This is a genomic window from Mesorhizobium sp. M0904 (assembly GCF_040319475.1).
GTDB lineage: Bacteria > Pseudomonadota > Alphaproteobacteria > Rhizobiales > Rhizobiaceae > Mesorhizobium.
In genome coordinates, this window is sequence record NZ_JAMYOC010000004.1 from 259124 (window position 1) to 284177 (window position 25054).

Here is a 25054-nt window from a genome sequence, read left to right on the forward strand (position 1 = left end):
TGTTCAAAAAGGAGACGATGAATGACCTTGGCCAAGAAGATCGTGCTGCTGATGATGGCGGCGGGAATGCTGCTTGCTGTTTTCCTCGAAAGCGTTCCGGCACAAGCCGAGGAGATGAAGCACGACATGGGCGCAATGGGCGCGCAGAGCCCCTCGACCGAGGGCTACAAGGCGGCGATGGACAAGATGCATACCGACATGATGGCAATCGAATATTCCGGCAATGCCGATGTCGATTTCGCCCGCGGCATGATCCCGCATCACCAGGCGGCCATCGATATGGCCAAGATCGAGCTCGCCAATGGCAAGGATCCGGAAATCCGCAAGCTGGCGGAAGCAGTGATCGCCGCGCAGCAAGCCGAGATCAAGCAGATGCAAGACTGGCTCGCCGCCCATCCGGTGAAGTAGGCGTCACGCTGTCGGGGAATCCTGGCGAGAGGCTTCACCTGGATTTCTGCTTCACCTGGATTTCCCTTGGCGGCTATGGTGCTATCCGGGCCTCGGACTGGAGCATGCCATGGCATCGACGATAAGAACGACCACCCTGCCCTGCGGCGAAGCCGTGCCGGTGCTCGGCCAGGGCACCTGGAAGATGGGCGAGGACGGCCGCCGCCGCGCCGACGAGGCCAATGCCCTGAAGCTAGGGCTGGATCTCGGCATGACGCTGATCGACACCGCCGAAATGTATGCCAGCGGCGGTGCCGAGCAGGTGGTGGCCGAGGCCATCGCCGGGCACCGCGACGAGGTTTTCCTGGTCTCCAAAGTGCTGCCGTCCAATGCCTCGCGCGCCGGCGTGAAACGGGCCTGCGAGAACAGCCTGAGGCATCTCGCCACCGACCGCATCGATCTCTATCTCTTGCATTGGCCGGGCAGCGTTCCTTTGATGGAGACGGTAGAGGCGTTCGAAGCGTTGAAGGCGGCCGGCAAGATCCGCCATTGGGGCGTCAGCAATTTCGATACCGATGAGATGGAAGAGCTGGTTCGGTTGCCGGCCGGCGGCAATGTCCAGACCAACCAGGTGCTCTACAATCTGTCGCAGCGCGGCGTCGAGTTCGACCTCGCCCCGTGGAGCCGGCAACGCGGTATGCCGCTGATGGCCTATTCGCCGGTCGATCAGGGGATATTGGCGCGCAACGCCAGGTTAGATGCCATCGCCGCCCGCCACGGTGCGACGCCGGCGCAGATCGCACTTGCATGGGTGATGGCGCAGGAGGGCGTGATCGCGATTCCCAAAGCTAGCCGCGCGGAGCATATCCGGCAGAATGTCGCGGCATTGGACATCGAGCTCACAAGCGAAGATTTCGCCGAAATTGACCGCACCTTCCCACCGCCGAGGCGGAAGTCGGGCTTGGCGATGATTTGAGGGTGAAGCTGCCAATCTCCCCCCCCCCGTGGGTCCCTCGTGCGGGAGATTGCGGTTTCGGCGACGCCGCTCCGATTGCAGAAGCCCTACTTCGCCAGCATCCCCTTCAATCTGTACAGCGCCTCCAGCGCCTCCCTTGGCGTCATCTCGTCGGGATTGATCTCCGCTAGCGCCAAACCCAGCCCATCACTCTTCGCCGGCTTCGACGCTTCCCGCTGCGCCGCCACAGAAAACAGCGGCAGGTCGTCGACCAGACGGTTGGCCTTGCCCGAGACCTCGCCCGCTTCGAGCTGGTGCAGCACTTCCTTGGCCCGGCCGACGACGGCTTCCGGCAGGCCGGCCAGCCGCGCCACCTGGACGCCGTAGGAACGGTCGGCCGCACCCTTGCCGACCTCGTGCAGGAAGACCACGTCGCCTTCCCATTCCTTGACCCGCATGGTGACGTTGTGGAGCCGTGTAAGTTTCCCGGCCAGCGCCGTCATTTCGTGGAAATGCGTGGCGAAGATCGCCCGGCAGCGGTTCTTCTCGTGCAGATATTCGACCGCCGCCCAGGCAATCGACAGGCCGTCGAAAGTGGCGGTGCCGCGGCCGATCTCGTCGAGGATGACCAGTGCGCGCTCGCCTGCCTGGTTGAGGATCGCCGCCGTCTCGACCATCTCGACCATGAAAGTCGAGCGGCCGCGCGCCAGGTCATCGGAGGCGCCGACCCGCGAAAACAACCGATCGACGACGCCGATATGGGCTGATGCCGCGGGCACGAAGGAACCGGTCTGGGCAAGGATGGCGATCAGCGCGTTTTGCCTGAGGAAGGTCGACTTGCCGCCCATATTGGGGCCGGTCAGCAGCCAGATCGCGCCGGTCTTGGCATCGCCTTGCGGCGACAGATCGCAATCATTGGCGACGAACGTGCCTTCGCCGGAACGCCGCAGCGCCTGTTCGACCACCGGGTGGCGTCCGCCCGAAATCTCGAAGGCAAGGCTCGCATCGACCAACGGCCGGCACCAGGCCTCGCTCTCGGAAAGCAAGGCAAGTGCGGCCGAAACGTCGAGCACGGCGAGCGCTTCGGCGCCGGCACGGATCCTGTCGGCGTGGCCGACCACTTGCGCCGTCAGCGCCTCGAAAGCGGCAAGCTCGATCGCCAGCGCCCGGTCGGCCGCATTGGCGATCTTGGTTTCCAGCTCGGCGAGTTCGGTGGTGGTGAAGCGCATGGCGTTGGCCATGGTCTGGCGATGGATGAAGCGCGCCCTGGCGCCGTCGCTGCCGGTCATCAGCGCATGATGATTGGCGGTGACTTCGATATAATAGCCCAGCACATTGTTGTGCCTGATCTTCAGCGAGCGGATGCCGGTCTCGTCGATCAGCGAGCGCTCCAGCCCGGCGATCACTTTCCGCGACTCGTCGCGCAACGCCCGCATCTCGTCGAGTTCGGCGTGGTAGCCGCCGCGGACGAAGCCGCCGTCGCGCTTGAGCAACGGCAGCTCGTCGCTCAGCGCCTGCGCCAGATGCGCCGCCAGTTCATTGGGCAGCGCCTTAATAGCTCCCAATGCCGCGGCCAGTTCGCCCGGCAAGGCGATTTGGCCGAACAGTTCGGCGATGGCGCCGGCCGCTTCGAAACCGGCGCGCAGCGCGCCGAGGTCGCGCGGGCCGCCGCGGTTGAGCGCCAGCCTGGACAGCGCGCGCGGCATGTCGCCAACGCTTTTCAGGCTTGCCCGCACCGCCTGGCAAAGGCGCGTCTCGGAGCGGAAGAACGACACCGAGTCCAGCCTTGCAGCGATTGCCGCCGGATCGGTCAGCGGCGCCATCAGCCGGTCGGCGAGCAGCCTTGCCCCGCCGCCGGTCACCGTGCGGTCGATCGCCTTGAACAGCGATCCGTCGCGGCTGCCGGACAGCGTGCGCAGCAGTTCCAGGTTGGCGCGCGTCGCCGGGTCGATGAACAGCGTCGAGCCCTGCTCCTCGCGCTCCGGCCGCGACAGCGGCGGCCGCTCGGCTTTCTGCGTCTTTTCGACATAGGCGATGACGCCTGAGATCGCCGACAGCTCGGCGCGCGAAAACGAGCCGAAACTGTCAGGGGTCGCCACCTCGAAGAAGCGGGCGATGCGGCCGGCGGCCGAAGCCGAATCGAACAACGACGGCGGCTGCGGGCTGGCGACACGGCCGAGCACGTCGAAGACCGGTTTCAGCTCCGGGTCGTAAAACACCGGCTCGGCGACGATCAGCTCGCGCGGGTCGACGCGGAAGACATCGGCGAGCACCCGGTCGGCGGTGGTCTCGGCGACGCGGAAGACACCGGTCGAGATCTCGATCCAGGCCAAGGCAAAGGAATGCTCGGCCCCGCCCTTGACCCGTCCCAGCGCCATCAGAAAACTCGATTCCGACGGCGCCAGCAATTTGTCTTCGGTGATGGTGCCGGGCGTTACCAGCCGCACCACGTCGCGGCGCACCACCGATTTGCCGCCGCGCTTCCTGGCCTCCGCCGGATCCTCGATCTGCTCGCAGACGGCGACGCGGAACCCCTGGCCGATCAGCTTCTGCAGATAATCGTCGGCGGCATGCACCGGCACGCCGCACATCGGGATGTCGAGCCCCTGGTGCTTGCCGCGCTTGGTCAGCACGATGCCGAGCGCCCGGCTTGCTTTCTCGGCGTCGTCGAAGAACAGCTCGTAGAAATCGCCCATGCGGTAGAACAGCAGCGAATCCGGGTTCGCCGCCTTGATCTCGATATACTGCTCCATCATCGGCGTCGCCGGCGCGAAGGCCGGCGTGGCATTGTCGCTTCGAATGGGCGTCTCGTCGTTCAAGAAGCTGCTTCCAAAATTTTCCAGGCCATGCTTGGCGGTTTACAGCGGCGAAGTGTAGCCTTAATCCCGAACCTTCCACAAAAGAAAGCATGCGCACCCATCTCAAGCGGTGCCGTACGGGCGAGGAACCGAAAGCATTATGGCCAAGAAATCCGAAAGCAACGGGCCCTCCGTCAGCGCCCAGGAGGCATTGGAATTCCATGCCATGGGACGTCCGGGCAAGCTGGAGATCGTCGCAACAAAACCGATGGCGACGCAGCGCGATCTCAGCCTCGCCTATTCGCCGGGCGTTGCCGTGCCGGTTCTCGCCATCGCCGAGGATCCGAGCCGCGCCTTCGACTATACGGTTCGCGGCAACATGGTCGCCGTCATCTCCAACGGTACCGCCATCCTTGGCCTCGGCAATCTCGGCGCGCTTGCTTCGAAGCCAGTGATGGAAGGCAAGGCGGTGCTGTTCAAGCGCTTCGCCGACGTCGATTCCATCGATCTCGAGGTCGACACCGAGGATGCCGACGAATTCATCAACTGCGTGCGTTTTCTCGGCCCCTCCTTCGGCGGCATCAACCTCGAGGACATCAAAGCGCCGGAGTGTTTCATCATCGAGCAGCGGCTGCGCGAGCTGATGGACATACCGGTCTTCCATGACGACCAGCACGGCACCGCCATCATTTCGGCCGCCGGCCTGATCAATGCGCTGGAAATCACCGGCCGCGACATGAAGACCACGAAAATGGTCTGCAACGGCGCCGGCGCTGCCGGCATCGCCTGCATCGAACTGATGAAGGCGATGGGCTTTGCGCCAGAAAATATCATCCTATGCGACACCAAGGGCGTGGTCTTCCAGGGTCGCACCGAAGGCATGAACCAGTGGAAATCGGCGCACGCCGTGAAAACCGGTGCGCGCTCGCTGGCCGAAGCGCTGGACGGCGCCGACGTGTTCCTCGGCCTCTCGGCCAAGGGCACGCTGACCACCAGGATGGTGCAGTCGATGGCCAAGAACCCGATCATCTTCGCCATGGCCAATCCCGACCCCGAGATCACGCCGGAGGAGGTCGCCGAGATCCGCACCGACGCCATCATGGCGACGGGGCGGTCCGACTATCCCAACCAGGTCAACAACGTGCTTGGCTTCCCCTACATCTTCCGCGGCGCGCTCGATGTGCGGGCAACCACCATCAACGACGACATGAAGATCGCCGCGGCCAAAGCGCTCGCCGAACTGGCGCGCCAGGACGTGCCCGACGACGTCGCCGCCGCCTATCAGGGCATGCGGCCGAAATTTGGTCCAAACTACATCATCCCGGTGCCGTTCGATCCGCGCCTGATCTCGGCGATCCCGATCGCGGTCGCCAAGGCGGCGATGGACTCCGGCGTCGCCCGCAAGCCGATCCTCGATCTGGACCGCTACGCGCAGGAGCTTTCCGCCCGCCGCGACCCGATCGCATCGACGCTGCAGCGCATCTACGACCGGGTGCGCCGCCAGCCCAAGCGCATCGTCTTTGCCGAGGGCGAGGAGGAGCAGGTGATGCGCGCCGCCGTCTCCTATGTGAACCAGCGGCTCGGCACCGCCATCCTGCTCGGCCGCGACGACATCATCAAGGAAAACGCGCGCAACGCCGGCATCGACCTCGGCAAGCAAGGCATCGAGATCATCAATGCGCGGCTGTCGCGGCGCAACTCGGTCTACGCCGACTATCTCTACGAGCGCATGCAGCGCAAAGGCTTCCTGTTCCGCGACTGCCAGCGGCTGATCAACAACGACCGCAACCATTTCGCCGCCTGCATGGTGGCGCTGGGCGATGCCGACGGCATCGTCACCGGCGTCACCCGCAACTATTCGACGGCCCTCGATGACATCCGCCGCGTCATCGACGCAAGGCCCGGGCACTGCGTTATCGGCGTGTCGATCGTGCTGGCGCGGGGCCGCACCGTCCTCGTTGCCGACACCGCCGTGCACGACATGCCGAATGCTGAACAGATCGCCGACATCGCCGAGGAGGCCGCCGGCTTTGCCCGCCGCATGGGCTACGAGCCGAGGCTCGCCATGCTCGCTTATTCGACCTTCGGCCATCCGCAGGGCGAGCGCTCCGAGCGCGTCCAGGAAGCGGTGCGCATCCTCGACAAGCGCCGCGTCGATTTCGAGTATGACGGCGAAATGGCCGCCGACGTGGCGCTCAACGCCCGCGCCATGGCGCAATATCCGTTCATCCGCCTCACCGGTCCGGCCAATGTGCTGATCATGCCGGCTTTCCACTCGGCCTCGATCTCGACCAAGATGCTGCAGGAGCTCGGCGGCTCGACCGTCATCGGCCCGCTGCTGGTCGGCCTGAACAAGCCGGTTCAGATCGTCTCGCTCAATGCCAAGGACTCAGACATCGTCAATATGGCGGCGATCGCGGCGTATAGCGCGGGAGCTTGAGGAGCGCGTAGCGGCTACAACAACCCCGCCTGCTCGGCCTCTCGGCGCAAATTCTGCCTTGGCCTTGGGCCGATCTGCTGGATGACCAGTCCGGCGGCCAGCGAGCCGAGATCGCCGCAATCCTTGAGGCTGCGGCCTTGCGTATAGCCGTAGAGGAAGCCGGCGGCGTAGAGGTCGCCGGCGCCGGTGGTGTCGACCAGCTCGCGGATCCTGGTCGCCTCGATGGTGACGGTCTCGTCGCCGCGCACGATCACCGAGCCCTTTTCCGAGCGGGTGACGGCGGCGATCTTGCAGTCCTTGCGGATCTGCGCCAGCGCCTCGTCGAAGGACGATGTCTGGTAGAGCGACTTGATCTCGTGGCTGTTGGCAAAGACGATGTCGACGGTGCCGGAGCGCATCAGATCGAGGAACTCGTCGCGGTAGCGGTCGACGCAGAACGAGTCCGACAGGGTCATCGACACTTCGCGCCCGGCGGCGTGGGCGAGTTTCGCCGTCTGCCGGATCGCTTCCTTGGCGCGCGGCGGGTCCCACAGATAGCCCTCGAAATAGGTGACGGCGGCGCCCGACGCCTTGTCGGCCTCGACGTCCTCCGGGCCGAGCTCGACGCAAGCGCCGAGATAGGTGTTCATCGAGCGCTCGCCGTCCGGCGTGACGAAGATCATCGAGCGCGCCGTCGGCGGTTCGCCGTTGAGCGGCTTTGTGTCGAAGGCGACGCCCTGGGCATGGATGTCATGCGCGTAGATTTCGCCGAGCGCGTCGTTGGAGACCTTGCCGAAGAAGGCGGCGCGGCCGCCGAAGGAGGCAATGCCCGCCGCCGTGTTGCCGGCGCTGCCGCCCGAGGCTTCGATGGCCGGGCCCATGCGGCTGTAGAGCAGTTCGGCGCGCCTTGTGTCGATCAAATTCATCGCGCCCTTGATGATGCCGTTGGTCTCCAGGAACGCCTCGTCGCACTGGGCGATGATGTCGACGATGGCATTTCCGATACAAAGCACGTCATAGTCCGGCATCAATTCATGTCTCCGACAAAAGCCACCGGCTTTCTGCCACGCCGGGCGCGGGCGGGTCTAGCGGTTTGATGCGGCTTTGCCTAGCGGCGATCCGACGAATGTCAGCATAGCGACCATCGTTGGATGGCGGCCGAAGCATTTCCCGCGTGCCTGGCTTACAAGCATCGCTGAGATGAGCGATGCCCAGAGGTTCCAGCCGGCCATGTCCATGAAAACCGACACGAGGATCGAACTGCTGCTGCTCGTCGTATTGGCGCTGCTGTGGGGCGCATCCTACAGCTTCATCAAGATCGGCGTCGCGACGATCCCGCCGGTAACGCTGATCGCCGCGCGAACCCTGGTCGCGGGTGGCATCCTGTTCGCCCTGATCCGCTGGCGCGGGCTGGCCTTGCCGGGTGATGCCGCAAGCTGGCGCCGGTTTGCATTCCAGGCATGCCTGAACAGCGTCGTGCCGTTCACGCTGATCGCTTGGGCCGAGCGCTCGCTGGATGCCGGGCTGGCCACGATCCTGAATGCGACCTCGCCGATCTTCACCTTCTTGCTGACCGCCCTCATCACCCGCCATGAACCGGCGACCATGCGCAAGCTGTTCGGTGTCGCGGCGGGAATCGCCGGAATATGCCTCGTTGTCGGCGCCCCGGCGCTAGGCGGCCTCGGACAGCAATTATTGCCGCAACTTGCCGTGGTCGCAGCGACGATCTGCTACGCCGGCGCCGCCGTTTTCGGCCGCGGCTTCAGGGGGCTCGACCCGATGGTGCCGGCCGCCGGTTCCATGCTCTGCGGCGCCGCGATGCTGATCCCGTTGAGCCTTGCGTTCGACCGGCCATGGACCCTGGCGCCATCGACAACTTCGGTCCTTGCGCTGCTCGGGCTTTCGGTGTTTTCGACCGCGCTGGCCTTCTCGATCTATTTCCGCCTCCTCCATACGCTGGGCTCCGTCGGCACCACCTCGCAAGCCTATCTGCGGGTGCCGATCGGCGTTGCTATCGGAGCCGTGTTCCTTGGCGAAAGCCTTGGTCCGAGCGCGTGGTGGGGAATGGCCCTGGTCGTCGTCGGCGTGGCGGCGATGACCATTCCCCAGGCGAAGGTCGCGCGCTAGGAAGCCACGCTTGCGACTCGGGCGGTCTCCGCCTATTCGGAGATATCAGCCACGGGCATGTTTGACATGGAATTGGAAACGCCGTGATCCTCGACGCCGCCCGCGCCGCCTTGAGCCGGCTGTTCTCGCCCGAATTCCGTTCCGTGTTCGTGAAGACGCTGGGGCTGACCTTGCTGGCGCTGGCGGCGCTGTGGTTCGGGATAAAGAGCCTGTTCGAATGGCTGGCCTGGCCGTGGATCGATGCATGGCTGCCCGCCCTTCCCTCCTGGGCCGGATGGCTGGGCGCCTTCGTCGCCGGCGTCGGCCTTGCGCTGGGGCTGGCGCTTTTTATCGCGCCGGTGACGGCGATCATCGCCGGCCTGTTCCTTGACGACGTCGCCGAAGTGGTCGAGCGCACCGACTATCCCAACGATCCGCCCGGCCGCGCCGTGCCGGCGCTGCGCTCGCTGGTGCTGGCGATCAGGTTCTTCGGCGTCGTCATCCTCGGCAACATCATCGCTCTGCTGCTTCTGCTGGTGCCGGGCATCAACATCGCCGCCTTTTTCATCGTTAACGGTTATCTGCTCGGGCGCGAGTTCTTCGAGTTCGCCACCATGCGCTTTCGCCCGGAGGCCGAGGCCAGGGCGCTGCGCAGAAAGCACGCAGTCACCGTATTCCTGGCCGGGCTGGTCGTCGCCGCTTTCCTGGCCGTGCCGCTGCTCAATCTTTTGACACCGCTGTTCGCCGCCGCCATGATGGTGCATCTGCACAAGGCGATCTCGGCGCGAGAAGCGAGCTAGCGCAGCAGGAAACCACTGCCCAGTTCATCATCGTCCTCGACGATGAATTCGGCCCGTCCTGAGTAATAGGCGCGGCCGCCGACGCGGGCGATGATGGCATCATGCGGCCCGGCTGTGGCCGTGCGTGCGACGGCGCCGGAAAAGCGCGAGCCGGCGATGCTCTCGAACAGCCGCGCCCGGCCAATCTCGATTTGCCCCTTGGCGTGCATGGCCGCCAGCCGCGCGGTGACGCCCGAGCCGGTCGGCGAACGGTCGACCTCGGCTTCGGCGAAAACGCAGATGTTTTTGGTCGGCGTATCGGAGAACGCATCCTGTCCGTCGGTCAGGATGGTGCCGTAGAGAAAGGCGAGATCGGCATGGTCGGGATGCGACAGCCGCAATTCGGCCTTGAGCTTATTGGTCAGCGCGGTCGCTGCATCGACGAAATCGCGCACCCGGTTCCTGCCGAATTCCAGCCCGAACTGGCGGCAGTCGGCGAGCGCATAGAAGGCGCCGCCATAGGCGATGTCAAAGCCGACCGGACCATAGCCCGGCAGCTCAATCCGCCGGTCGCGGGCGAACAGAAACGCCGGCACGCTTTCGAAGGACACCGCACCGGCCTTGCCATCTCTCACCTCGACCGCAGCCGAGATCAGCCCGCACGGCGCCTCTATGTTTACGGTCGTCAACGGCTCGCGTGGCGCCACCAGCCGCTCGTCGACGGCGTAGCGGCCGAGCGCGACGATGGCGTGGCCGCACATCGTCGAATAGCCCTCATTGTGCATAAACAGCACCGCGAGGTCGGCGCCCGGCAGGTCGGGCTCCACCAGCAGCGCGCCATACATGTCATAATGGCCGCGCGGCTCGAACATCAGGATCTTTCTGAGATGATCGAGATGGTCGCGCACATAGGCACGCTTTTCGAGGATCGTGCCCTTGGGAATGTCGGGGTAGCCGCCGCTGACGATCCGCAGCGGCTCGCCGCCGGTGTGCATGTCGACGACGGTGAGGGTCATTCGCCGGGCCCGACCTAGGCTGAAGATTTGGCAAACAGCGCCTGCAGCTTGCCGAACGGCATGGCGGCGCGGGTGAAGCCGAAGGTGCCATCCTGCTGGATCTCGCGCGCCGCGGTCTCCAGCATGCCGAAGGCGAAATTGGTGAGCCATGGACCGAGCGAGACCCGCTTTACCCCCGCCGTGGCCAGGTCGGCGATGGTGAAGCCGGGCCTGGCCATGACGTTGACCGGCTTGGTCAGCGCCGAGCAGACGGTTCGAACCATCTCGATGTCGCCCAGCCCCGGTGCATAGAGCACGTCGGCGCCGGCCTTCTCGAAGGCCTGCAGCCGCTTGATCGTATCGTCAAGATCGGGCTTGCCCCACAGGAAATTCTCGGCCCGCGCGGTGAAGACGAAATCGCGTTTCAGTGCCCGTGCCGCTTCTGCCGCCGCCGCGACGCGCTCGACGGCATGCGCAAAATCATAGATCGGCTTGTCGGGCTCGCCAGTATGGTCCTCGATCGAGCAGCCGGCGAGGCCAGCCGCCTCGGCGGCGAAGATGGTCTCGCCAGCACTTGTTGCGCTGTCGCCCTTGCCCTTTTCGAGATCGGCCGAAACCGGCAGCCCGGTCGCCGCCGACACTTCACGGCAATGATGGATCATCGCCTCGAACGTCACCGCACCATCGGGCAGGCCCCGCGAAAAGGCAAAGCCGGCGCTGGTCGTGGCCAGCGCCTTGAAGCCGAACGAGGCCAAGAGCTTGGTCGTCCCGACGTCCCAGGAATTGGCCATGACGAAGATCGAGGCATGCAGGTCGCGAAAAATCTTACCCTTGTCCATGGATGCTCCCCTCCAGTACAGAATGTGAGGCAAATTCTAGCCCGGCGGAAGGCGCCGGGCAAACAAATGCGGTTGGCTCAGAAGCGTTTGGCGTTGTCATCTGCCAATCGGTCCAGCGCATCGGAATCCTTGACGTAGCGCGAAGCATTTTTGTCCCAATGATAGGTGACGGAAATGTCGCGCGAAGACGCCTTTGGCGGCTGCTGGCCGTCGCAGCTTTCTTCTCCCGGTAGCGTCGCGTCGGTCACTGTGACCTTGATGGCTGCATAAGGCTGGCCGTCGGCGATCACCTGGAACGCCGCAGTCTGTGTCCTCCTATGAGTGCAGAGGTTTTCGTCGAACGTGTAGATCATGTCGATCAGCTCGAACCTGTCGTTGCGGACCATGATCAGCGGCGTGATCCCATAGCCCTGGCTCGAATTGAAATGCATGCTCATGCTGATGATAGCGTCGTCACCAGGCCCGATCGGCAGCTTGCCCGGATCGCGAAGATAGGTGATGCGGTCGACGGCGACATTGACCGCGTCGAGCAGCGCCGGCTTGCCGGTGATGTCGTAGAGTGCCAGCACGGCATAGCCCTCGGCGCTGTCAGGCGAGTCGCCGAGGTCGAACAGCATGGTCAGCCGCTCCTTGCCGCCGGCCTTGATGCCGAGCACGCCGGCGTTGGAAAGACCCGACGTCGCCGGCGGGGAGCCGCCGTAGTCCGGACCAGCGATGTGGCGCATCTCGATCGGCGTCGAACCCCGGAAAAAGCCGTCCTTGTCCGCGGCCAGATCGGGAATGACCATCCTGGCGAGGTCGAGATAGGTGACATCGCCGTGGCCGGGGACAGCGCTGCCGAGCTCCGGGAAACTGACGGCCTCGGCGCTGGCCGTCGTCCAAAGACAAGGCAGCAGCAGGCAGGCAAGGATGAAACGAACCAGCGAGAAGGCCATGCGCGCGCTCGTTATGTCGGGCGCGCGCAAGCTAGAGCATTTTGCGGCCAAGAGGAAACACCTGGCGTTACCCCGCTATGTTGGTTTGGCTTCGGTCGCCAAGGTCTGCTGGAAAACAGGCACCAGCTGATCCATGGCGGCTGCGAGCCACGCGCCGAGTTCGTCTGGCAGAGTGTCATGGATCCAGACCAGGCGGCTCCGGCCCTCGCCCTCGGCAAAGACCTGCATGGAGGTGTTATCGTGGGTGACCTCATCGCCGAGCCATCCCCACACGATGCGCCGGCTCTGCTCGTCGCGGGCGATGAGCCGCTCTCGCACAATCTTGCCGTCGGCGAAAGTAAGGGCCCGTACGTCGTCCTCATCCACCCTGCAGTCGACGAAAACGCCTGGGGCTATCCGTTGGGCGCCGCCGGCGAAGTCGCCGACCGTCGCCCATACGCTTTCCGGTGAAGCATCTACGATGAATTCCCTGACTATCGAAGCCATGTTCGCCTTTCCTTCATTAGTAGGTAGACCTGTCTGTCTACATGTGGATGTATACAGACCTGTCTGCTATATAGTCAAGGGATGTCCGCAGCCCGAATCAACGATCGTCCCGAAAGTCTTGCGCGCCGTCGCATCCTCGATACGGCGACCGCGCTGTTTTCTCTGGAGGGGGTGCGCGCAGTCGGCATCGACCGCATCATCGCCGAGGCCGGCGTTGCCAAGGCGACGTTCTATCATCATTTCGCAGCCAAGGACGATCTCGTCCGCGCCTACATCGAGGAGCTCAGCAAGGGAGGACGGGCGGCAATCGCGCGCCTTGGCCGGCGGCCACCTCGCCCGATGATCCTTGCGATATTCGATCTCATCGCTGATGCGGCAGATCAGCCGGGCTACCGCGGCTGCCCGTTTCAGAACGCCGCTGCTGAATATCCCGACCCCAGCAGCCCGGTTCGCCAGGCGATCGATAAGCATCGTCACTGGAAGTGGGGTATCCTCAGGGATCTGCTGATCGCGGACGCAAATCCCGATCCGGACCGCACAGCGGACGCGCTAACGGTGGCGGCCGACGGCCTCCTTGTCGTCAGTCATCTCGACAGGCCGGCCAATCTGCGCAGCCTCATACGCGACACGGTCGACCGAGTACTTGGAGCCCCACGCCCGGTCTGAGACCGGATGCGCATGCAGCTTGCGCAAAGGCGATCAGTGGATCGGCACCAGCCCGGCCAGTTCACGCATGTCGTCGAACAGGATGCCGCCAGCTTCGATCAGTCCATTGCGGTCGGAAAGCGGGTCGCCGTGGTAGGAATAGACGCGCATGCCGGCGGCGATGCCGGCTGTCGTCCCGGCGACGCTGTCCTCAATGACGATGCAGTCGCCGGGCGCGAAGCCCATCGTCGCTGCCGCATGCAGGAAGAGGTCGGGGAACGGCTTGCCGCGCGAGACCATGGTCGAGCTGAACAGCGCATGCTCGAACAGCGGCAGCAGCCCGGTCTGGCCGAGTGTGATGTGCATTTTCGGTACCCGTGCCGACGAGGCGACGCAGGTGGCGATGCCGGCGGCGTGCACGGTTTCGATGAACTCGCGAACGTAGGGGATGGCCTCGACGCCATGTGCGAACAGGTCCGGCAGGCCGGCGTTCCAGCGCTCGACAAAATCGGCGCCAAGGCTGACGCCGGTCGCCTCGACTTCCTTCTGCACCGAAACCATGCTGCGGCCGGAGAAATTCTTGCGGCAATATTCGAAGCTGGCCGGAAAGCCTGCCGCAGTCAACCATTCGGCGAGGCGCCGATTGGCCAGGTTCTCGGTATCGACCAGAACCCCGTCGCAATCGAAGATGACGAGTTTGGGTATTTTCATCAAGCGGTGCCGGTCGATCCGAAGCCGCCCGAGCCGCGCGCCGTGCCGCCGGCCAATGTGCGCTCCTCGACGGTCGCCTGCGTTACCGGGGCGAAGACGATCTGGGCGATCCGCATGCCGCGCGTCACCGCGAAATCTTCGTCGCCGAGATTGATCAGCAGCACCTTGACCTCGCCGCGATAGTCGCTGTCGATGGTGCCCGGCGTGTTGAGGCAGGTGAGCCCGTGCTTGAAAGCGAGGCCCGAACGCGGCCGGACCTGGCCTTCGACGCCCTCCGGAATTTCCAGGACCAGCCCGGTCGGCACCAGCGCGCGCTTTCCCGGCAGGATCAAAAGCGGCCTGTCGTCGGGGACGGCGGCGCGCAGGTCCATGCCGGCAGCGCCCGAGCTCTCATAGGCGGGAAGCGGCAAGCCCTCGCCATGCGGCAGCCTGACGAAACCGACAGCCGGACCGATGACGGAGGTAGGATAAGGTGCTGCGCGCATAAGGCTGATCCTATCGTCGCGAACGCCGGTTCAGTCAACTCGGCGGCAATGCTATCAACGGCTTTCTTTCAGCGCAGTTCCGCCTCAGCGCAGTTCCATCGGAACGACCGTGGTCTCCTTGATCTCCTCCATGACGAAGGAGGCCGAAACGTCCGACAGCGCCACCTTGGCGATCAGCCGCTGGTAGAGCCGGTCATAGGCCTTCACATCGGCGACGCGGGCGCGCAGCACATAGTCGAGATCGCCGGACATGCGGTAGGCGCCGGTGATCTCGGCAAAGCCGGTCACCGCCGCCCGGAATCTTTGCAGCCAGTCGGGATCGTGGTTCGAGGTGCGGATCAGGATGAACACCGAAAGGCCGAGTCCGAGCTTGTCGGCGTCGACCAGTGCCACCCGACCGGTAATGACGCCGTCTTCCTCCAGCCGCTTGACCCGGCGCCAGCAGGCATTGCGCGACAGCGATATTCTTGCCGAGAGCTGGTCGACGGACAGCGTGCCGTCGCGTTGCAGCTCGGCCAGCAATCTCCGGTCTATTTCGTCGATTTCCGCCATCATGCGGGATGTTTGTCCCAAAATTTGGCTTTAGACAAGGACAATTTGAGACCGATGACCCTGATAGCCGTGGCAGGATATTCATCGCTGGCTCTTCATGCCGGCAGGAGGGATCGACATGACAGCACGGCTCGCAAGACTTTTCACCTCTCACCCGGCCGCGGTCGGCGAGAGCTATTTCGGCCATATGGCTTTCGCCGCATGGTTCTCGTCGCGATTGTTCATGGCGGCCTTTGCCGCGCTCATTCATGCTTTCTTGCCGTTTCTGTTCGAGACCACGGCAAGCGGCATCATCCGTGAGCTCTACGAACGGACGCATAACAGGGGACGGTAAGCCGTAGAGGTGCCGATCGCGGGAGGCCGCGGTACAGCGCCCCCTCAACAAATCCCGGCAGCGCAATCCGATCAAGCGCCGCCGTCGTCAAAATGCCGAGCCAGGCTTGAAGCCGCGCCGCAATCCACCATTTTGAGGAGCGCGACGCGATAGCCCGGAGCGGTCATGATGGATATCGTCTTTTCCTCGACCACCAAACTGGCCGCGGCCATCCGCGACCGTACGGTTTCCGCAATAGAAGTGCTGGACGAGCATCTGGCGCAGATCGACAGGCACAATGAGGCGGCCAATGCCGTCGTCACGCTCGACAGGGAGGAGGCTCGCGCTCGAGCGAAGAAAGCCGACGAAGCGCAGGCGCGCGGCGAGGCACTTGGGCCGCTGCATGGCCTGCCGTTCACACTGAAGGACACGCACGAAACCGCTGGCATGAGAACCACCGTCGGCTTCCCGGCCTTCGCCGACTATGCCCCGAGGGCAGACAGTTCGGTCGTTGCCCGGCTAAAGGCGGCAGGCGGCATACTGGTGGGCAAGACGAACGTGGCGACGATGCTCGGTGACTGGCAGTCGAACAATCCGTTGTTCGGCCGCACCGGCAATCCCTGGGATCTCCAGCGCACCGCCGGCGGCTCCAGTGGCGGTGCGGCGGCGGCGCTCAGCACCGGAATGACGCCGTTCGAGGTCGGCACCGACATGCAGGATTCGATCCGGCTGCCGGCCGCCTTTTGTGGCGTCTACGGCCTCAAGCCGACCGAGCACCGCGTCTCGCTCGCCGGCGCCTTCCCCGATCCAGGCGGGGCGCCGCGCAGCGTGCGGCTGATGTCCTGCCTCGGACCGCTGGCGCGCAGCGTCGAGGACCTGGCGCTCATCTACGGCCTCATTGCCGGGCCGGATGGAAGCGATACCGACCTTGCGCCGGTCCCGGTCGAAACCATGCCTGAGCTGGACCTCAAAAATTTGCGCATTGCCGTCGCGCCGTCCTTTCCGGGCTTTCCAGTGGCCGGCGAGATCAGCGCGGCGGTCGAAAGTCTGGCAAAAGAGCTTCAGGCTGCGGGCGCCATCGTCGAGGAAGCCGAATTGCCGGAGCTCGACCTGCACGACGACCTGAAGCAGGGCGGCCTCCTGATCGGCATGATGCTGGAGGCGGCGCAGCCCGAACCACCGGAGAAGCCGACGCCGGTCTCGCGCTGGTTCGAGGCGCTCGCCCGCCGCGACCGCTCCATCCTGGCATGGGAACGGTTCTTCGACGGTTGCGACGCCTTGCTGTGCCCGGTGGCCATGGTCACCGCCTTCCCGCATTGCGAGCCGGGAACGCCGATCGAGGTCGACGGCGAGAAGCAAAGCTACTGGATGCTGCCGGCCTATGGCGCGGTGTTCAACTACAGCGGCCATCCGGCACTGTCGCTGCCCTGCGGACAGGATCGCGACGGCCTGCCCATCGGACTACAGCTTGTTGGCAAACGCTGGTCGGAGTCGCGCCTGCTCGGGATCGCCAGGGCCATCGAGCCGCTGGCCGGCGGCTTTCGCCGCCCACCCGGTTATTGAGTAAACCGCGCCAGTCCGTAGGGATCAAGCAGCGGATCGCGCTCGCCGTCGAGGATTTCGCGGGCGGCGAACAGGCCGACGGCCGGCGCCAGCGTGATGCCGGAATGCATAACGGCGACGTAGACGCCGCCCGTGCCTTCGGCGCGGCCTATGATGGGAAAGCCATCGACCGGCGTCGGCCGGTAGCCAATGGTGTGGAAATCGAGTTCCAGCCCATCCGCGCCGCGCAGCATCGCCTTCATCGCTGCAAACAGGTCGCGGGCGGTGGCCGCGGCATCCATGCCGGGATCGGCGCCGCCGAAATCCGAGCCGGCGATGACGCGGCCTCCCGCTGTCTGGCGCATATGCAGGCGGTCGCCGATCACCAGCCCGTTGAGCAGCTTTTCGTAGGGGCGCGAATGCACGATCAGGCCGAGCGGCGTTTCGATCGGGAGTTCTATCCCGGCTGTTGCCGCTAGTGCCGGAGAGCCGGCTCCGGCCGCGATCACCACCTCGTCGGCAGTAATCGGCCCGCCGGATGTATCGACGCCGGCAATCCTGCCGTTGGCCTGCACAAGCGCGGTCGCGGTAACTCCCGTCAGCAGCCGCGCGTCGCGCCGTTCGGCGTCGGCCAGCAGTGCTTGCGTGGCGGCGACCGGCTCGGCGACACCTTCCTTGGCGACATAAAGGGCGAAGTCGGGAAGTTCGGCCAGATTGGGCTCGATGCGGGCCGCTCCGGCACGGTCGACACGCTCGATGCCGTAGCCCCATAGGGAATGTTCGGCGGCATAGGCTTCCAGTTCGGCCGCGGGCAGGTCCCAGCACAGGCCACCGCACCATTGCAACGGGATGCCCGGCACCTCGTTCGCCAATCGCGTCCATTCGGCCATCGATCGAGTCCGTAGCCGGAAGTAAGGCTGCGGATTACCCCAACTGGCATTGATCCAGGCAAAGGAATTCGGCGTCGCGACGCCGCCGGCACCGCTGCCGGCAATGACCGTCACCTTTGCTCCGGCCCTGGTCAGGTGCCAGGCGATGGAGGCGCCGATGATGCCGGCGCCGATGACGATGACTTGTTTCGCCGCTGCCATGCTTCACTCCTCGTTCCAACGCCACCGCTGCGATGCCATTGCCCGTGGGTTCTGCCAAGAGCGCGCGGTATAAAATATGCTTCTTGACTTTAATACGTACGTACGTATTATACCGGCATGGCTAGACATTCACTTCGCGAAAAACTTCTCGACGCCGGTTTCAAGACCATCTGGAGTTCCGGCTATTCGGCCGCCGGCGTACGCGATATCGTCGCCGCGGCCGATGCCCGCCCGGGGTCCTTCACCAATCATTTTGCCTCCAAGGAGGCGTTCACCGGCGAGGTGCTGGACCGCTATTTCGCCTATGTGAGCGGTTTGGTGGAGCAGGCCCTTGCCCGGGACGGCACGCCCCCGGTCGGGCGCTTGCGCCGCTATCTCGAAATCATCACGTCGAAACTGGAGGCGCATGATTGGGCACGGGGCTGCATGATCGGTAATCTCAGCCTCGAGACGGCAGCTCACAGTGAGGCGCTGAGGCTGCAACTCGTCGCCATTTTCGAACGCTGGCGCAAGCCCTTTGCCGAATGCATCGCCGAGGGCCAGGCGGTCGGCGATATCACCGACGCGTTCGATGCCGAGGATCTCGCCGATTTCCTTTTGAGTTCCTGGCAAGGCGCGATGCTGCGCATGAAGGTGGAGCGCAGTCCCGAACCGCTCGAGCGTTTCAAGAACATCGTCTTCAAAACAGTCTTCGCAAAAAGGAGCTGATCCGATGAACCCGAAACTCGAAAAGCGCAGAATGTTGCCGCGCTCGCAAGTCGCGGTACTCGATTCCACCATTTCCTATGTCGAGGCAGGCACGGCTGGCCCGACAGTACTCTTCCTGCACGGCAACCCGACGTCGTCCTACATCTGGCGCGACATCATCCCGCATGTAGCGCCGTTCGGCCGCTGCATAGCGCCCGACCTGATCGGCTATGGCCAATCCGGCAAGCCGGACATCGACTATCGCTTCTTCGACCACGTCCGCTATCTCGACGCTTTCATCGAGACGCTTGGCATCACCGACATGGTGGTCGTCGCGCAGGACTGGGGCACCGCGCTCGCCTTCCATCTCGCCGCACGGCGGCCGCAGCGGATCCTCGGCCTCGCCTTCATGGAGTTCATCCGCCCCTTCGAGAGCTGGGACGATTTTCACCAGCGTCCGCAGGCGCGCGAATTGTTCAAGGCAATGCGCACGCCTGGCATCGGTGAGAAGCTTGTTCTGGAAGACAACGTCTTCGTCGAAAAGGCGCTGCCGGCCTCGGTTCTGCGCACGATGAGCGATGCTGAAATGGCCGCCTACCGGGCGCCGTTCCCGACACCGCGATCGCGCAAGCCGATCCTGCGGCTGCCGCGCGACCTGCCGATCGAAGGCCAGCCCGCCGATGTCGCCGCCATCAGTGAGCACGACCATCGGGCGCTCCGGGCTTCCTCCTACCCGAAGCTGCTTTTCTCAGGCGATCCGGGCGCCCTCGTCTCGCCGCAGGCGGCACGGGAATTCGCGGTGGGCCTGAAGAACTGCCGGTTGATCGATCTCGGACCCGGCGCGCATTATCTGCAGGAGGACCATGCCGACAGGATCGGTACCGCCATTGCCGAGTGGATTCCCGAGATAGCCTTCGAGAGCCATGCCGCCGAACCGGCGTGACGTTATCACGCCGCCGTAGCTTCTTACGCGGGTGCCTCTCTATTTGTGCCGCCGAGCAGCGCCTTCAAGGTTTCGTATCGGCGCATAAGCCGTGACGAACCGACTTTCCTTGCGACCGTCAGCACGGTGCCAAGTTCCAATTCTGCGCCGGTGCGATCACCCAGTTGAATGAGCAAAGCCGCAAGCGAGAGCCGGGCGTCGGCGGCATTAACCGCCGAACCGATCTCATTCCAGCGCGAGTATGCAACTTGCAGTTCTCCAATGGCCTCGGCCAAGCGGCCTTCCCGTATGAAAAGCTCGGCCTTGGCTTCCGAGGTGAGCGCCCGGATAGATGCCATCGGCCAGCGCTGTGGCTGGGTTTCCAGTTCGGCGATGACCTGCTTCGCGCGCTCCAGTCGATCCGTTCGTGCCGCCACCTTTGCCAGAGTGGCGAGAATCAAACCCCGACGCTGCAAGGTCGGCCAGGCGGACCCGATCAGGGACCGATCGAGAGCGCTGAACGCGGCTTCTGCCTGTCCTTGCTCGAGCTGCAGCAATGCAAGGCCCGGCTGAGGGTCCCAGCCGACCGCATGGGCGCCACGATACGCAGCTTCCGCCTCGGTGAGGTCCCCTGCCGCAAGATGGATGTCGCCTAACACGCGCAACGCGTCGCCCATCGCCCAAGGCGCATCGAGCGCAAGTTGGTCGAGGGCGGTGCGCACCAATGCTTCCGCTTCCTTCAGCGTGCCGTGCACGCCGAGCACCTCGGCCCGATGCAACCGGCACGAGCCCGACAGATCCTCTAGCCCGTGGCCCCTGCACCAATTCTCGTAACCGAGGGTCCACTGGTTTGCTCTCGACCAGTCGCCGAAATTTCGGCAGGCCCAAAGGACGTTGCAATAGAGAATTCCGCCGACCACCGGATCGACGTCGCTGGACAAACCGAGGGCGGCGGCGGCGTCCTGATCTTCCAGTCCGGATTGGGTGTCGCCAAGGCAAAGCTTGAAAAAACCACGATAGACAAGGCCGAGCGACTCCACGACCGGATCTTCCAGATGTTTGCCGACGACGCAGGCCTGCTCGGCAAACGCCAGCGCCTGTTCCGGTTCCGCGTCCGCTGCCTTGATCCGCGACCCCATCCAACACCAAAGGCCGTGCTCCCGGCTATCGGTGGCGGTGCCGATCAATGCTGCCGCGCGCTGATGCCAGCCCTTGGCGACGGCAAGCTCTCCTCGCTCTAGGTGGATCCGCGCAAGTGTGATTGCCGGAGCAGCGGCCCGCGAACCTTGCCCAGCAATGCTGTATGCCCGCACGGCACGCGTCAGCGGCGGGATGGCTTCGGCCGGCCGCCCCATGCATTCCAGAGCCAGCGCCCATTCCTCGAGATCGGCGGTGACCAGCTCGTCGGCAGTGTCCGCTTCGGCGAACAAAGCCGCGGCCTCATACCATTTCCTGGCCGAAGCAGCCGCCCGCGCGGCGGTCAAGATCTGCAAGCTAGCGCTCGAATGCGCAGTCGACGGATCAGGGAGAACCGGCGTTCGTTCCGAAACGGCTGGCGGATCGAGACACATCCGGTAGCCGAACCGCGGCAGGTTGCGCAGTGCCGTTTCCATGCCGCCCTGGCGAAGGATGCTGCGAGCCAGGCTGGCAACACGCTGCAGCGAGGCTTCGGTCACCGTGACGCCCGGCCACAGCGTTTCGAGCAACTCTTCCTTGCTCAAAGCCCGGCTCTGATGGCGCAGAAGAATGGCTAGGAAATCGAAGACCAGAGGTTGCGCCTCGATCTCCCTGCCGGCGAGGCGAAGGCCGCGAGCTTCCTCGTTCAGCTCGAAGTCGCCGAAGCAATACATCCCCATCGGCAGCATCCCTCCTACGACAATGGGCAAAGGATCAGAAGAAGATAAGAGCGGCGTAAGGACTGTTGGCCGCCCCTCCTGTCATTCTTCATGTGCCTGGCCGGCCAAGGAGCATTTTAGCTCAGCAGCCCCGGGGATGTCATCGGCAGCGATCGCCGTCCGGCGACATTTGAACCCAACACAAGGAAACTAGGAAAATGCATAAGTACATCATTGAAAGGGACATTCCGAAGGTCGGCACTTTCGAGCGAGAGCAGCTTCGCGAGGCATCCAAGGCTTCGAACGCCGTTCTTGCCGAACTCGGCCCCGAAATCCAGTGGGTGGAGTCGTTCGTTGCGGATGACAAAACGTTCTGCGTCTACCTCGCGAAGGACGAAGCGATCATCCAACGCCATGCCAAGATGAGCGGCTTCCCGGCCACAAAGATCACGCAGGTGAAGCGCCTGTTCGATCCAACGACCGCCTACGCGCAGGCCTAGCAGGGAGGGACGGATCGTGAAGCTCTTTTCAGATATTGTGCTTGCCGTGGCAATCTCGGCATTCTTCTGCGGCGCGGCGGATGCCCATGACATACCTGACCCGGTCCTCAACCGGTCGCGGGAGATGGCGGCCAAATACCTCAGCATCGAGGTCGCCAAAGCCGACGGTTACCAGCAGTTGTTCGAATGCACGACACATGACGAGCACGGCACGATGGGTGTACACTTCATCCATCCCGGTCGTGCCGGTGACGGCAAGCTGGTGCTCGGCGAGCCGGACGTGCTGACCTACGAACCTGAGCCCGACGGCTCCATGCAGCTCGTTGGCATGGAATATATAGTCTTCGAGAAGGACTGGAAGGGCAAGGGCGTTCCCGAGTTTCTCGGACGCACTCTCCAGCGCAAGACGACGGTGGGCGTTCATCCCGTGGACCCCTACTACGAGCTTCACGTCTGGCACTGGCGGCACAATCCGGCCGGCATGTTCGCCGACTGGAACCCTTATGTGAGCTGCGAACACGACATGTCTTGACTGGTGTTACGCAGCGCCCAGGAGGGCCATTGCATGGCTCTCCCAACATTTCGCGGCCGACATCTCGGAACCGTGTCTCCCATCCCTCGAACCACAGGAAATATTGCCATGCTGATCGGACATACAGAGCCGGATTTAATCGCCGATCATCCCGATAGTTCGCGGTTCGTCGCCGCAATCGTCGAAATGTGTCTCGCCGTTCCACGCGCCTTAGCCCGCATCATCCGGATCCGGCGTGACCGCGCATTGCTTTACGAACTGCCGGACTACCTGTTGCGCGACATCGGCATAAACCGCTCGGAGATCCAGTCGATTACCTGGCTCGGCGGCAGGGGCGTCGGCCACCAGCCACCCTTACCAGAAGCAAATCATGGTAGCGTGGACATAGCGGGAGAGTATCTTCTCATCTGAACAGCCGCAATCTGTGCCGTTGGCTCGTTAGGAGGGTCCTATCGTCAATTCGGTCGCAACGACAAACCGGCATGTCCCTTCGGCCGAGCCCATTAGCCCAAAACCGTCGACAGGCAGAGAAAGCGCTGCTAAAAGCCCGCGCCACAGACAGGATTCCATGAAATTGGCTGAATACATCGAACAAGCGGTATCGCGCCGCCGCACTTTCGCGATCATTGCTCACCCTGACGCCGGCAAGACGACGCTCACCGAAAAGCTGCTTTTGTTCGGCGGCGCGATCCAGCTTGCTGGCGAGGTCAAGGCCAAGAAGGACCGCATCCAGACCCGGTCCGACTGGATGAAGATCGAACGCGAGCGCGGCATTTCCGTGGTCACCTCGGTGATGACCTTCGAATATGAGGACACTGTCTTCAACCTGCTCGACACGCCCGGCCACGAGGATTTCGCCGACGACACTTATCGCACGCTGTCGGCGGTCGACAGCGCGGTGATGGTCATCGACGCCGCCAAGGGCATCGAGCCGCGCACGTTGAAACTGTTCGAGGTCTGCCGGCTGCGCGATATCCCGATCATCACCTTCGTCAACAAGATGGACCGAGAAAGCCGCGACCCGTTCGACATCCTCGATGAGATCGAGCAGAAGCTGGCGCTTGATACCGCACCGATCACCTGGCCGATCGGCCGCGCCAAGACCTTTTCCGGGACCTACCATCTGGCGCTGAACGCGGTTCGCAAGGGCGACGCCGAAAAGGAGCGCACGCCGGTCAACGGCCCCGATTCCAACCGCGTCGCCGGCCTGCTGCCGGAGAACGACCGGGAGGCCTTCATCGAGGAGCTGGAGCTGGCACGCGCGGCCTGCCGCCCGCTCGATCTGGAAGCCTTCCGCGAAGGCCATCTGACACCGGTCTATTTCGGCTCGGCGCTGCGCAATTACGGCGTGCGCGACCTGATCGAGGCGCTCGGCGCCTATGGGCCGCCGCCGCGCGCGCAGGAGGCTGATAGCCGCAAGGTCGAGGCGACCGAGGACAAGATGACCTCCTTCGTCTTCAAGATCCAGGCCAATATGGACCCCAACCACCGCGACCGCATCGCCTTCGTCCGCGTCTGCTCCGGCAAGCTCGAGCGCGGCATGAAGGCCAAGCTGGTGCGCACGGGAAAGCCGATGAGCCTGTCGGCGCCACAATTCTTCTTCGCCCGCACCCGCGTCACCGCCGACGAGGCGTTTGCCGGCGACGTCGTCGGTATTCCCAACCACGGCACGCTGCGCATCGGCGACACGCTGACCGAAGGCGAGGAGATCCTGTTTCGCGGCGTGCCGAATTTCGCGCCGGAAATCCTGCGCCGCGTCCGCCTCGGCGACGCGATGAAGGCCAAGAAGCTCAAGGAGGCGCTGCACCAGATGGCCGAGGAAGGCGTCGTGCAATTGTTCTCGCCGGAGGACGGCTCGCCGGCCATCGTCGGCGTCGTCGGCGCCCTGCAGCTCGATGTCCTGAAAGAGCGGCTGAACTTCGAATACACACTGCCGGTCGATTTCGAGATGTCGCGCTTTTCGGTCTGCCGCTGGATCTCGGCCGACGATAAGGCCGAGCTCCAGCGCTTCATCGAGGCGCATCGCGGCGACATTGCCCGCGATCTCGACAACGATCCGGTGTTCCTCGCCCAGCATGCTTTCTCGCTCAATTACGAGGCTGAACGCTGGAAGGCGATCAGCTTTGCGGCGGTAAAGGATTATCAGGTCCGCGACAAAGCGGCTTGATGCGCTCCTTCCCTTCTCCCCTTGTGGGCCTGTTGCGCAGTAACCGGGGATGTTTGGATGGGGCGGGATCGCAGGGATTTCGCTCGTCTTTGTGAGCTCCGCCCCCTTGTTTGGGGTTTCGGCGGCGGTTTCGGCCCGGGCGGCCGGGCTGCGGGCGCACCTATCCCGTGATGGCGGCCCATCGGCGCATGTTGAAGGCGATCGCCGCCAATGTCACCTGGGCGGTGGCCTTCGCCAGTCCGACATAGCGGATATTGGTCAGCTTCATGCGGTTCTTGAGCGTGGCGAAAGTGGTCTCCACCGCCGCTCGCCGTCTGGCGATCAGGCGGTTGTAATGTTTGAGCCGCGGCGGCAGCGCATGGTGCTTGTTGGG

26 protein-coding genes and 1 pseudogene are annotated in these 25054 nt (G+C 64.1%); 14 read left to right on the forward strand and 13 right to left on the reverse strand.

Features of this window, described 5'->3' with window-relative positions; all coding sequences use genetic code 11:
• Positions 1-21 precede the first annotated feature (21 nt).
• Positions 22-408, forward strand: a complete 387-nt coding sequence (copM, locus tag NKH80_RS06860) for a CopM family metallochaperone (RefSeq protein ID WP_352455040.1) — start codon at positions 22-24, stop codon at positions 406-408.
• A 109-nt stretch (positions 409-517) separates the two neighbouring features.
• Positions 518-1363: an aldo/keto reductase gene (locus NKH80_RS06865; RefSeq protein WP_352990395.1), complete on the forward strand. Its 846-nt coding sequence runs from the start codon at positions 518-520 to the stop codon at positions 1361-1363.
• Between the two features lie 86 nt (positions 1364-1449).
• On the opposite strand, the gene mutS is transcribed toward NKH80_RS06865, so the two are convergent.
• On the reverse strand, positions 1450-4098 hold the full coding sequence (gene mutS, locus NKH80_RS06870; RefSeq protein WP_352990458.1) for a DNA mismatch repair protein MutS: 2649 nt from the start codon (positions 4096-4098) through the stop codon (positions 1450-1452).
• 202 nt (positions 4099-4300) lie between these two features.
• Between mutS and NKH80_RS06875 the strand changes: the two genes are divergently transcribed.
• Complete coding sequence (locus NKH80_RS06875) at positions 4301-6580, forward strand: NADP-dependent malic enzyme (protein WP_352476062.1); 2280 nt, start codon at positions 4301-4303, stop codon at positions 6578-6580.
• Positions 6581-6594: 14 nt separating this feature from the next.
• Here NKH80_RS06875 and NKH80_RS06880 read toward each other — a convergent pair whose 3' ends face one another.
• Positions 6595-7587: an adenosine kinase gene (locus tag NKH80_RS06880; protein ID WP_352644526.1), complete on the reverse strand. Its 993-nt coding sequence runs from the start codon at positions 7585-7587 to the stop codon at positions 6595-6597.
• A gap of 208 nt (positions 7588-7795) precedes the next feature.
• Between NKH80_RS06880 and NKH80_RS06885 the strand changes: the two genes are divergently transcribed.
• Complete coding sequence (locus NKH80_RS06885) at positions 7796-8686, forward strand: DMT family transporter (RefSeq protein WP_502899816.1); 891 nt, start codon at positions 7796-7798, stop codon at positions 8684-8686.
• A gap of 83 nt (positions 8687-8769) precedes the next feature.
• Positions 8770-9465, forward strand: coding sequence for a sulfate transporter family protein (locus tag NKH80_RS06890; RefSeq protein ID WP_352738681.1), 696 nt, complete (start codon positions 8770-8772; stop codon positions 9463-9465).
• On the opposite strand, the gene NKH80_RS06895 is transcribed toward NKH80_RS06890, so the two are convergent.
• The 4 genes from NKH80_RS06895 to NKH80_RS06910 all read right to left on the reverse strand — a co-directional run bounded on the left by NKH80_RS06895 (position 9462) and on the right by NKH80_RS06910 (position 12699).
• Positions 9462-10460, reverse strand: a complete 999-nt coding sequence (locus tag NKH80_RS06895; protein WP_352990399.1) for a proline racemase family protein — start codon at positions 10458-10460, stop codon at positions 9462-9464. The genes NKH80_RS06890 and NKH80_RS06895 overlap by 4 nt on opposite strands.
• A 14-nt stretch (positions 10461-10474) precedes the next feature.
• Positions 10475-11278 (reverse strand): isocitrate lyase/PEP mutase family protein, encoded by an 804-nt coding sequence (locus tag NKH80_RS06900; protein WP_352506934.1) that lies wholly within the window; start codon positions 11276-11278, stop codon positions 10475-10477.
• A gap of 77 nt (positions 11279-11355) precedes the next feature.
• Positions 11356-12213, reverse strand: a complete 858-nt coding sequence (locus NKH80_RS06905) for a hypothetical protein (protein WP_352738678.1) — start codon at positions 12211-12213, stop codon at positions 11356-11358.
• Positions 12214-12288: 75 nt separating this feature from the next.
• Complete coding sequence (locus NKH80_RS06910) at positions 12289-12699, reverse strand: SRPBCC family protein (protein WP_352990401.1); 411 nt, start codon at positions 12697-12699, stop codon at positions 12289-12291.
• 81 nt (positions 12700-12780) lie between these two features.
• On the opposite strand from NKH80_RS06910, the gene NKH80_RS06915 reads away from it, so the two are divergent.
• Entirely contained in the window at positions 12781-13365 is a 585-nt protein-coding gene (locus NKH80_RS06915; protein ID WP_352738676.1) for a TetR/AcrR family transcriptional regulator, read from the forward strand.
• Positions 13366-13398: 33 nt separating this feature from the next.
• Here NKH80_RS06915 and NKH80_RS06920 read toward each other — a convergent pair whose 3' ends face one another.
• The 3 genes from NKH80_RS06920 to NKH80_RS06930 form a co-directional block, all read right to left on the reverse strand.
• The gene (locus NKH80_RS06920; protein WP_352990404.1) at positions 13399-14055 is read right to left on the reverse strand and encodes an HAD family hydrolase; all 657 of its coding nucleotides are present in this window, start codon (positions 14053-14055) and stop codon (positions 13399-13401) included.
• A complete protein-coding gene (gene dut / locus NKH80_RS06925) occupies positions 14055-14540 on the reverse strand; it encodes a dUTP diphosphatase (RefSeq protein ID WP_254816143.1) in 486 nt (161 codons plus the stop codon). The genes NKH80_RS06920 and dut overlap by 1 nt, the downstream gene beginning before the upstream one ends.
• 84 nt (positions 14541-14624) lie before the next feature.
• Entirely contained in the window at positions 14625-15095 is a 471-nt protein-coding gene (locus NKH80_RS06930) for an Lrp/AsnC family transcriptional regulator (protein ID WP_254816142.1), read from the reverse strand.
• A 115-nt stretch (positions 15096-15210) separates the two neighbouring features.
• Between NKH80_RS06930 and NKH80_RS06935 the strand changes: the two genes are divergently transcribed.
• Both NKH80_RS06935 and NKH80_RS06940 read left to right on the forward strand, forming a co-directional pair.
• Positions 15211-15426 carry a DUF6356 family protein gene (locus tag NKH80_RS06935; RefSeq protein WP_023717932.1) on the forward strand — a complete coding sequence of 72 codons (216 nt, stop codon included), beginning with the start codon at positions 15211-15213 and terminating at the stop codon, positions 15424-15426.
• A gap of 168 nt (positions 15427-15594) precedes the next feature.
• Entirely contained in the window at positions 15595-16968 is a 1374-nt protein-coding gene (locus NKH80_RS06940; protein WP_352990461.1) for an amidase, read from the forward strand.
• Here NKH80_RS06940 and NKH80_RS06945 read toward each other — a convergent pair.
• Positions 16962-18038, reverse strand: a complete 1077-nt coding sequence (locus NKH80_RS06945) for an NAD(P)/FAD-dependent oxidoreductase (protein ID WP_352990407.1) — start codon at positions 18036-18038, stop codon at positions 16962-16964. The genes NKH80_RS06940 and NKH80_RS06945 overlap by 7 nt on opposite strands.
• A 117-nt stretch (positions 18039-18155) precedes the next feature.
• On the opposite strand from NKH80_RS06945, the gene NKH80_RS06950 reads away from it, so the two are divergent.
• Both NKH80_RS06950 and NKH80_RS06955 read left to right on the forward strand, forming a co-directional pair.
• A complete protein-coding gene (locus tag NKH80_RS06950; protein ID WP_352990410.1) occupies positions 18156-18746 on the forward strand; it encodes a TetR/AcrR family transcriptional regulator in 591 nt (196 codons plus the stop codon).
• A gap of 4 nt (positions 18747-18750) precedes the next feature.
• Positions 18751-19668, forward strand: a complete 918-nt coding sequence (locus tag NKH80_RS06955) for a haloalkane dehalogenase (protein ID WP_352990413.1) — start codon at positions 18751-18753, stop codon at positions 19666-19668.
• Positions 19669-19691: 23 nt separating this feature from the next.
• Here the strand turns inward: NKH80_RS06955 and NKH80_RS06960 are convergent, their stop codons facing one another.
• Together NKH80_RS06960 and NKH80_RS06965 are read right to left on the reverse strand one after the other, a co-directional pair.
• Positions 19692-21077: an ATP-binding protein gene (locus tag NKH80_RS06960; protein WP_352990464.1), complete on the reverse strand. Its 1386-nt coding sequence runs from the start codon at positions 21075-21077 to the stop codon at positions 19692-19694.
• A 150-nt stretch (positions 21078-21227) separates the two neighbouring features.
• A pseudogene (locus NKH80_RS06965) lies at positions 21228-21512 on the reverse strand (winged helix-turn-helix domain-containing protein); the annotation flags it as partial.
• 188 nt (positions 21513-21700) lie between these two features.
• Between NKH80_RS06965 and NKH80_RS06970 the strand changes: the two are divergent.
• The 4 genes from NKH80_RS06970 (at position 21701) to NKH80_RS06985 (ending at position 24681) form a co-directional block, all read left to right on the forward strand.
• Positions 21701-21982 (forward strand): DUF4242 domain-containing protein, encoded by a 282-nt coding sequence (locus NKH80_RS06970; RefSeq protein WP_254816139.1) that lies wholly within the window; start codon positions 21701-21703, stop codon positions 21980-21982.
• A gap of 16 nt (positions 21983-21998) precedes the next feature.
• The gene (locus tag NKH80_RS06975; protein ID WP_352479870.1) at positions 21999-22514 is read left to right on the forward strand and encodes a hypothetical protein; all 516 of its coding nucleotides are present in this window, start codon (positions 21999-22001) and stop codon (positions 22512-22514) included.
• A 108-nt stretch (positions 22515-22622) separates the two neighbouring features.
• Positions 22623-22925 (forward strand): DUF1127 domain-containing protein, encoded by a 303-nt coding sequence (locus NKH80_RS06980; protein WP_352990416.1) that lies wholly within the window; start codon positions 22623-22625, stop codon positions 22923-22925.
• A gap of 157 nt (positions 22926-23082) precedes the next feature.
• Positions 23083-24681, forward strand: coding sequence for a peptide chain release factor 3 (locus NKH80_RS06985; RefSeq protein ID WP_502900916.1), 1599 nt, complete (start codon positions 23083-23085; stop codon positions 24679-24681).
• Between the two features lie 160 nt (positions 24682-24841).
• Here the strand turns inward: NKH80_RS06985 and NKH80_RS06990 are convergent.
• Positions 24842-25054, reverse strand: a 213-nt coding sequence (locus NKH80_RS06990; RefSeq protein ID WP_352990421.1) for a transposase, incomplete at its 5' end; no start/stop codon positions are given.

Coding starts and splice junctions, on each gene's coding strand:
- copM (WP_352455040.1), top strand. CDS start 22: ATGACCTTGGCCAAGAAGATCGTGCTGCTGATGATGGCGGCGGGAATG.
- NKH80_RS06865 (WP_352990395.1), top strand. CDS start 518: ATGGCATCGACGATAAGAACGACCACCCTGCCCTGCGGCGAAGCCGTG.
- mutS (WP_352990458.1), bottom strand. CDS start 4,098: ATGATGGAGCAGTATATCGAGATCAAGGCGGCGAACCCGGATTCGCTG.
- NKH80_RS06875 (WP_352476062.1), top strand. CDS start 4,301: ATGGCCAAGAAATCCGAAAGCAACGGGCCCTCCGTCAGCGCCCAGGAG.
- NKH80_RS06880 (WP_352644526.1), bottom strand. CDS start 7,587: ATGCCGGACTATGACGTGCTTTGTATCGGAAATGCCATCGTCGACATC.
- NKH80_RS06885 (WP_502899816.1), top strand. CDS start 7,796: ATGAAAACCGACACGAGGATCGAACTGCTGCTGCTCGTCGTATTGGCG.
- NKH80_RS06895 (WP_352990399.1), bottom strand. CDS start 10,460: ATGACCCTCACCGTCGTCGACATGCACACCGGCGGCGAGCCGCTGCGG.
- NKH80_RS06900 (WP_352506934.1), bottom strand. CDS start 11,278: ATGGACAAGGGTAAGATTTTTCGCGACCTGCATGCCTCGATCTTCGTC.
- NKH80_RS06905 (WP_352738678.1), bottom strand. CDS start 12,213: ATGGCCTTCTCGCTGGTTCGTTTCATCCTTGCCTGCCTGCTGCTGCCT.
- NKH80_RS06910 (WP_352990401.1), bottom strand. CDS start 12,699: ATGGCTTCGATAGTCAGGGAATTCATCGTAGATGCTTCACCGGAAAGC.
- NKH80_RS06915 (WP_352738676.1), top strand. CDS start 12,781: ATGTCCGCAGCCCGAATCAACGATCGTCCCGAAAGTCTTGCGCGCCGT.
- NKH80_RS06920 (WP_352990404.1), bottom strand. CDS start 14,055: ATGAAAATACCCAAACTCGTCATCTTCGATTGCGACGGGGTTCTGGTC.
- dut (WP_254816143.1), bottom strand. CDS start 14,540: ATGCGCGCAGCACCTTATCCTACCTCCGTCATCGGTCCGGCTGTCGGT.
- NKH80_RS06930 (WP_254816142.1), bottom strand. CDS start 15,095: ATGATGGCGGAAATCGACGAAATAGACCGGAGATTGCTGGCCGAGCTG.
- NKH80_RS06935 (WP_023717932.1), top strand. CDS start 15,211: ATGACAGCACGGCTCGCAAGACTTTTCACCTCTCACCCGGCCGCGGTC.
- NKH80_RS06940 (WP_352990461.1), top strand. CDS start 15,595: ATGGATATCGTCTTTTCCTCGACCACCAAACTGGCCGCGGCCATCCGC.
- NKH80_RS06945 (WP_352990407.1), bottom strand. CDS start 18,038: ATGGCAGCGGCGAAACAAGTCATCGTCATCGGCGCCGGCATCATCGGC.
- NKH80_RS06950 (WP_352990410.1), top strand. CDS start 18,156: ATGGCTAGACATTCACTTCGCGAAAAACTTCTCGACGCCGGTTTCAAG.
- NKH80_RS06955 (WP_352990413.1), top strand. CDS start 18,751: ATGAACCCGAAACTCGAAAAGCGCAGAATGTTGCCGCGCTCGCAAGTC.
- NKH80_RS06970 (WP_254816139.1), top strand. CDS start 21,701: ATGCATAAGTACATCATTGAAAGGGACATTCCGAAGGTCGGCACTTTC.
- NKH80_RS06980 (WP_352990416.1), top strand. CDS start 22,623: ATGCTGATCGGACATACAGAGCCGGATTTAATCGCCGATCATCCCGAT.
- NKH80_RS06985 (WP_502900916.1), top strand. CDS start 23,083: ATGAAATTGGCTGAATACATCGAACAAGCGGTATCGCGCCGCCGCACT.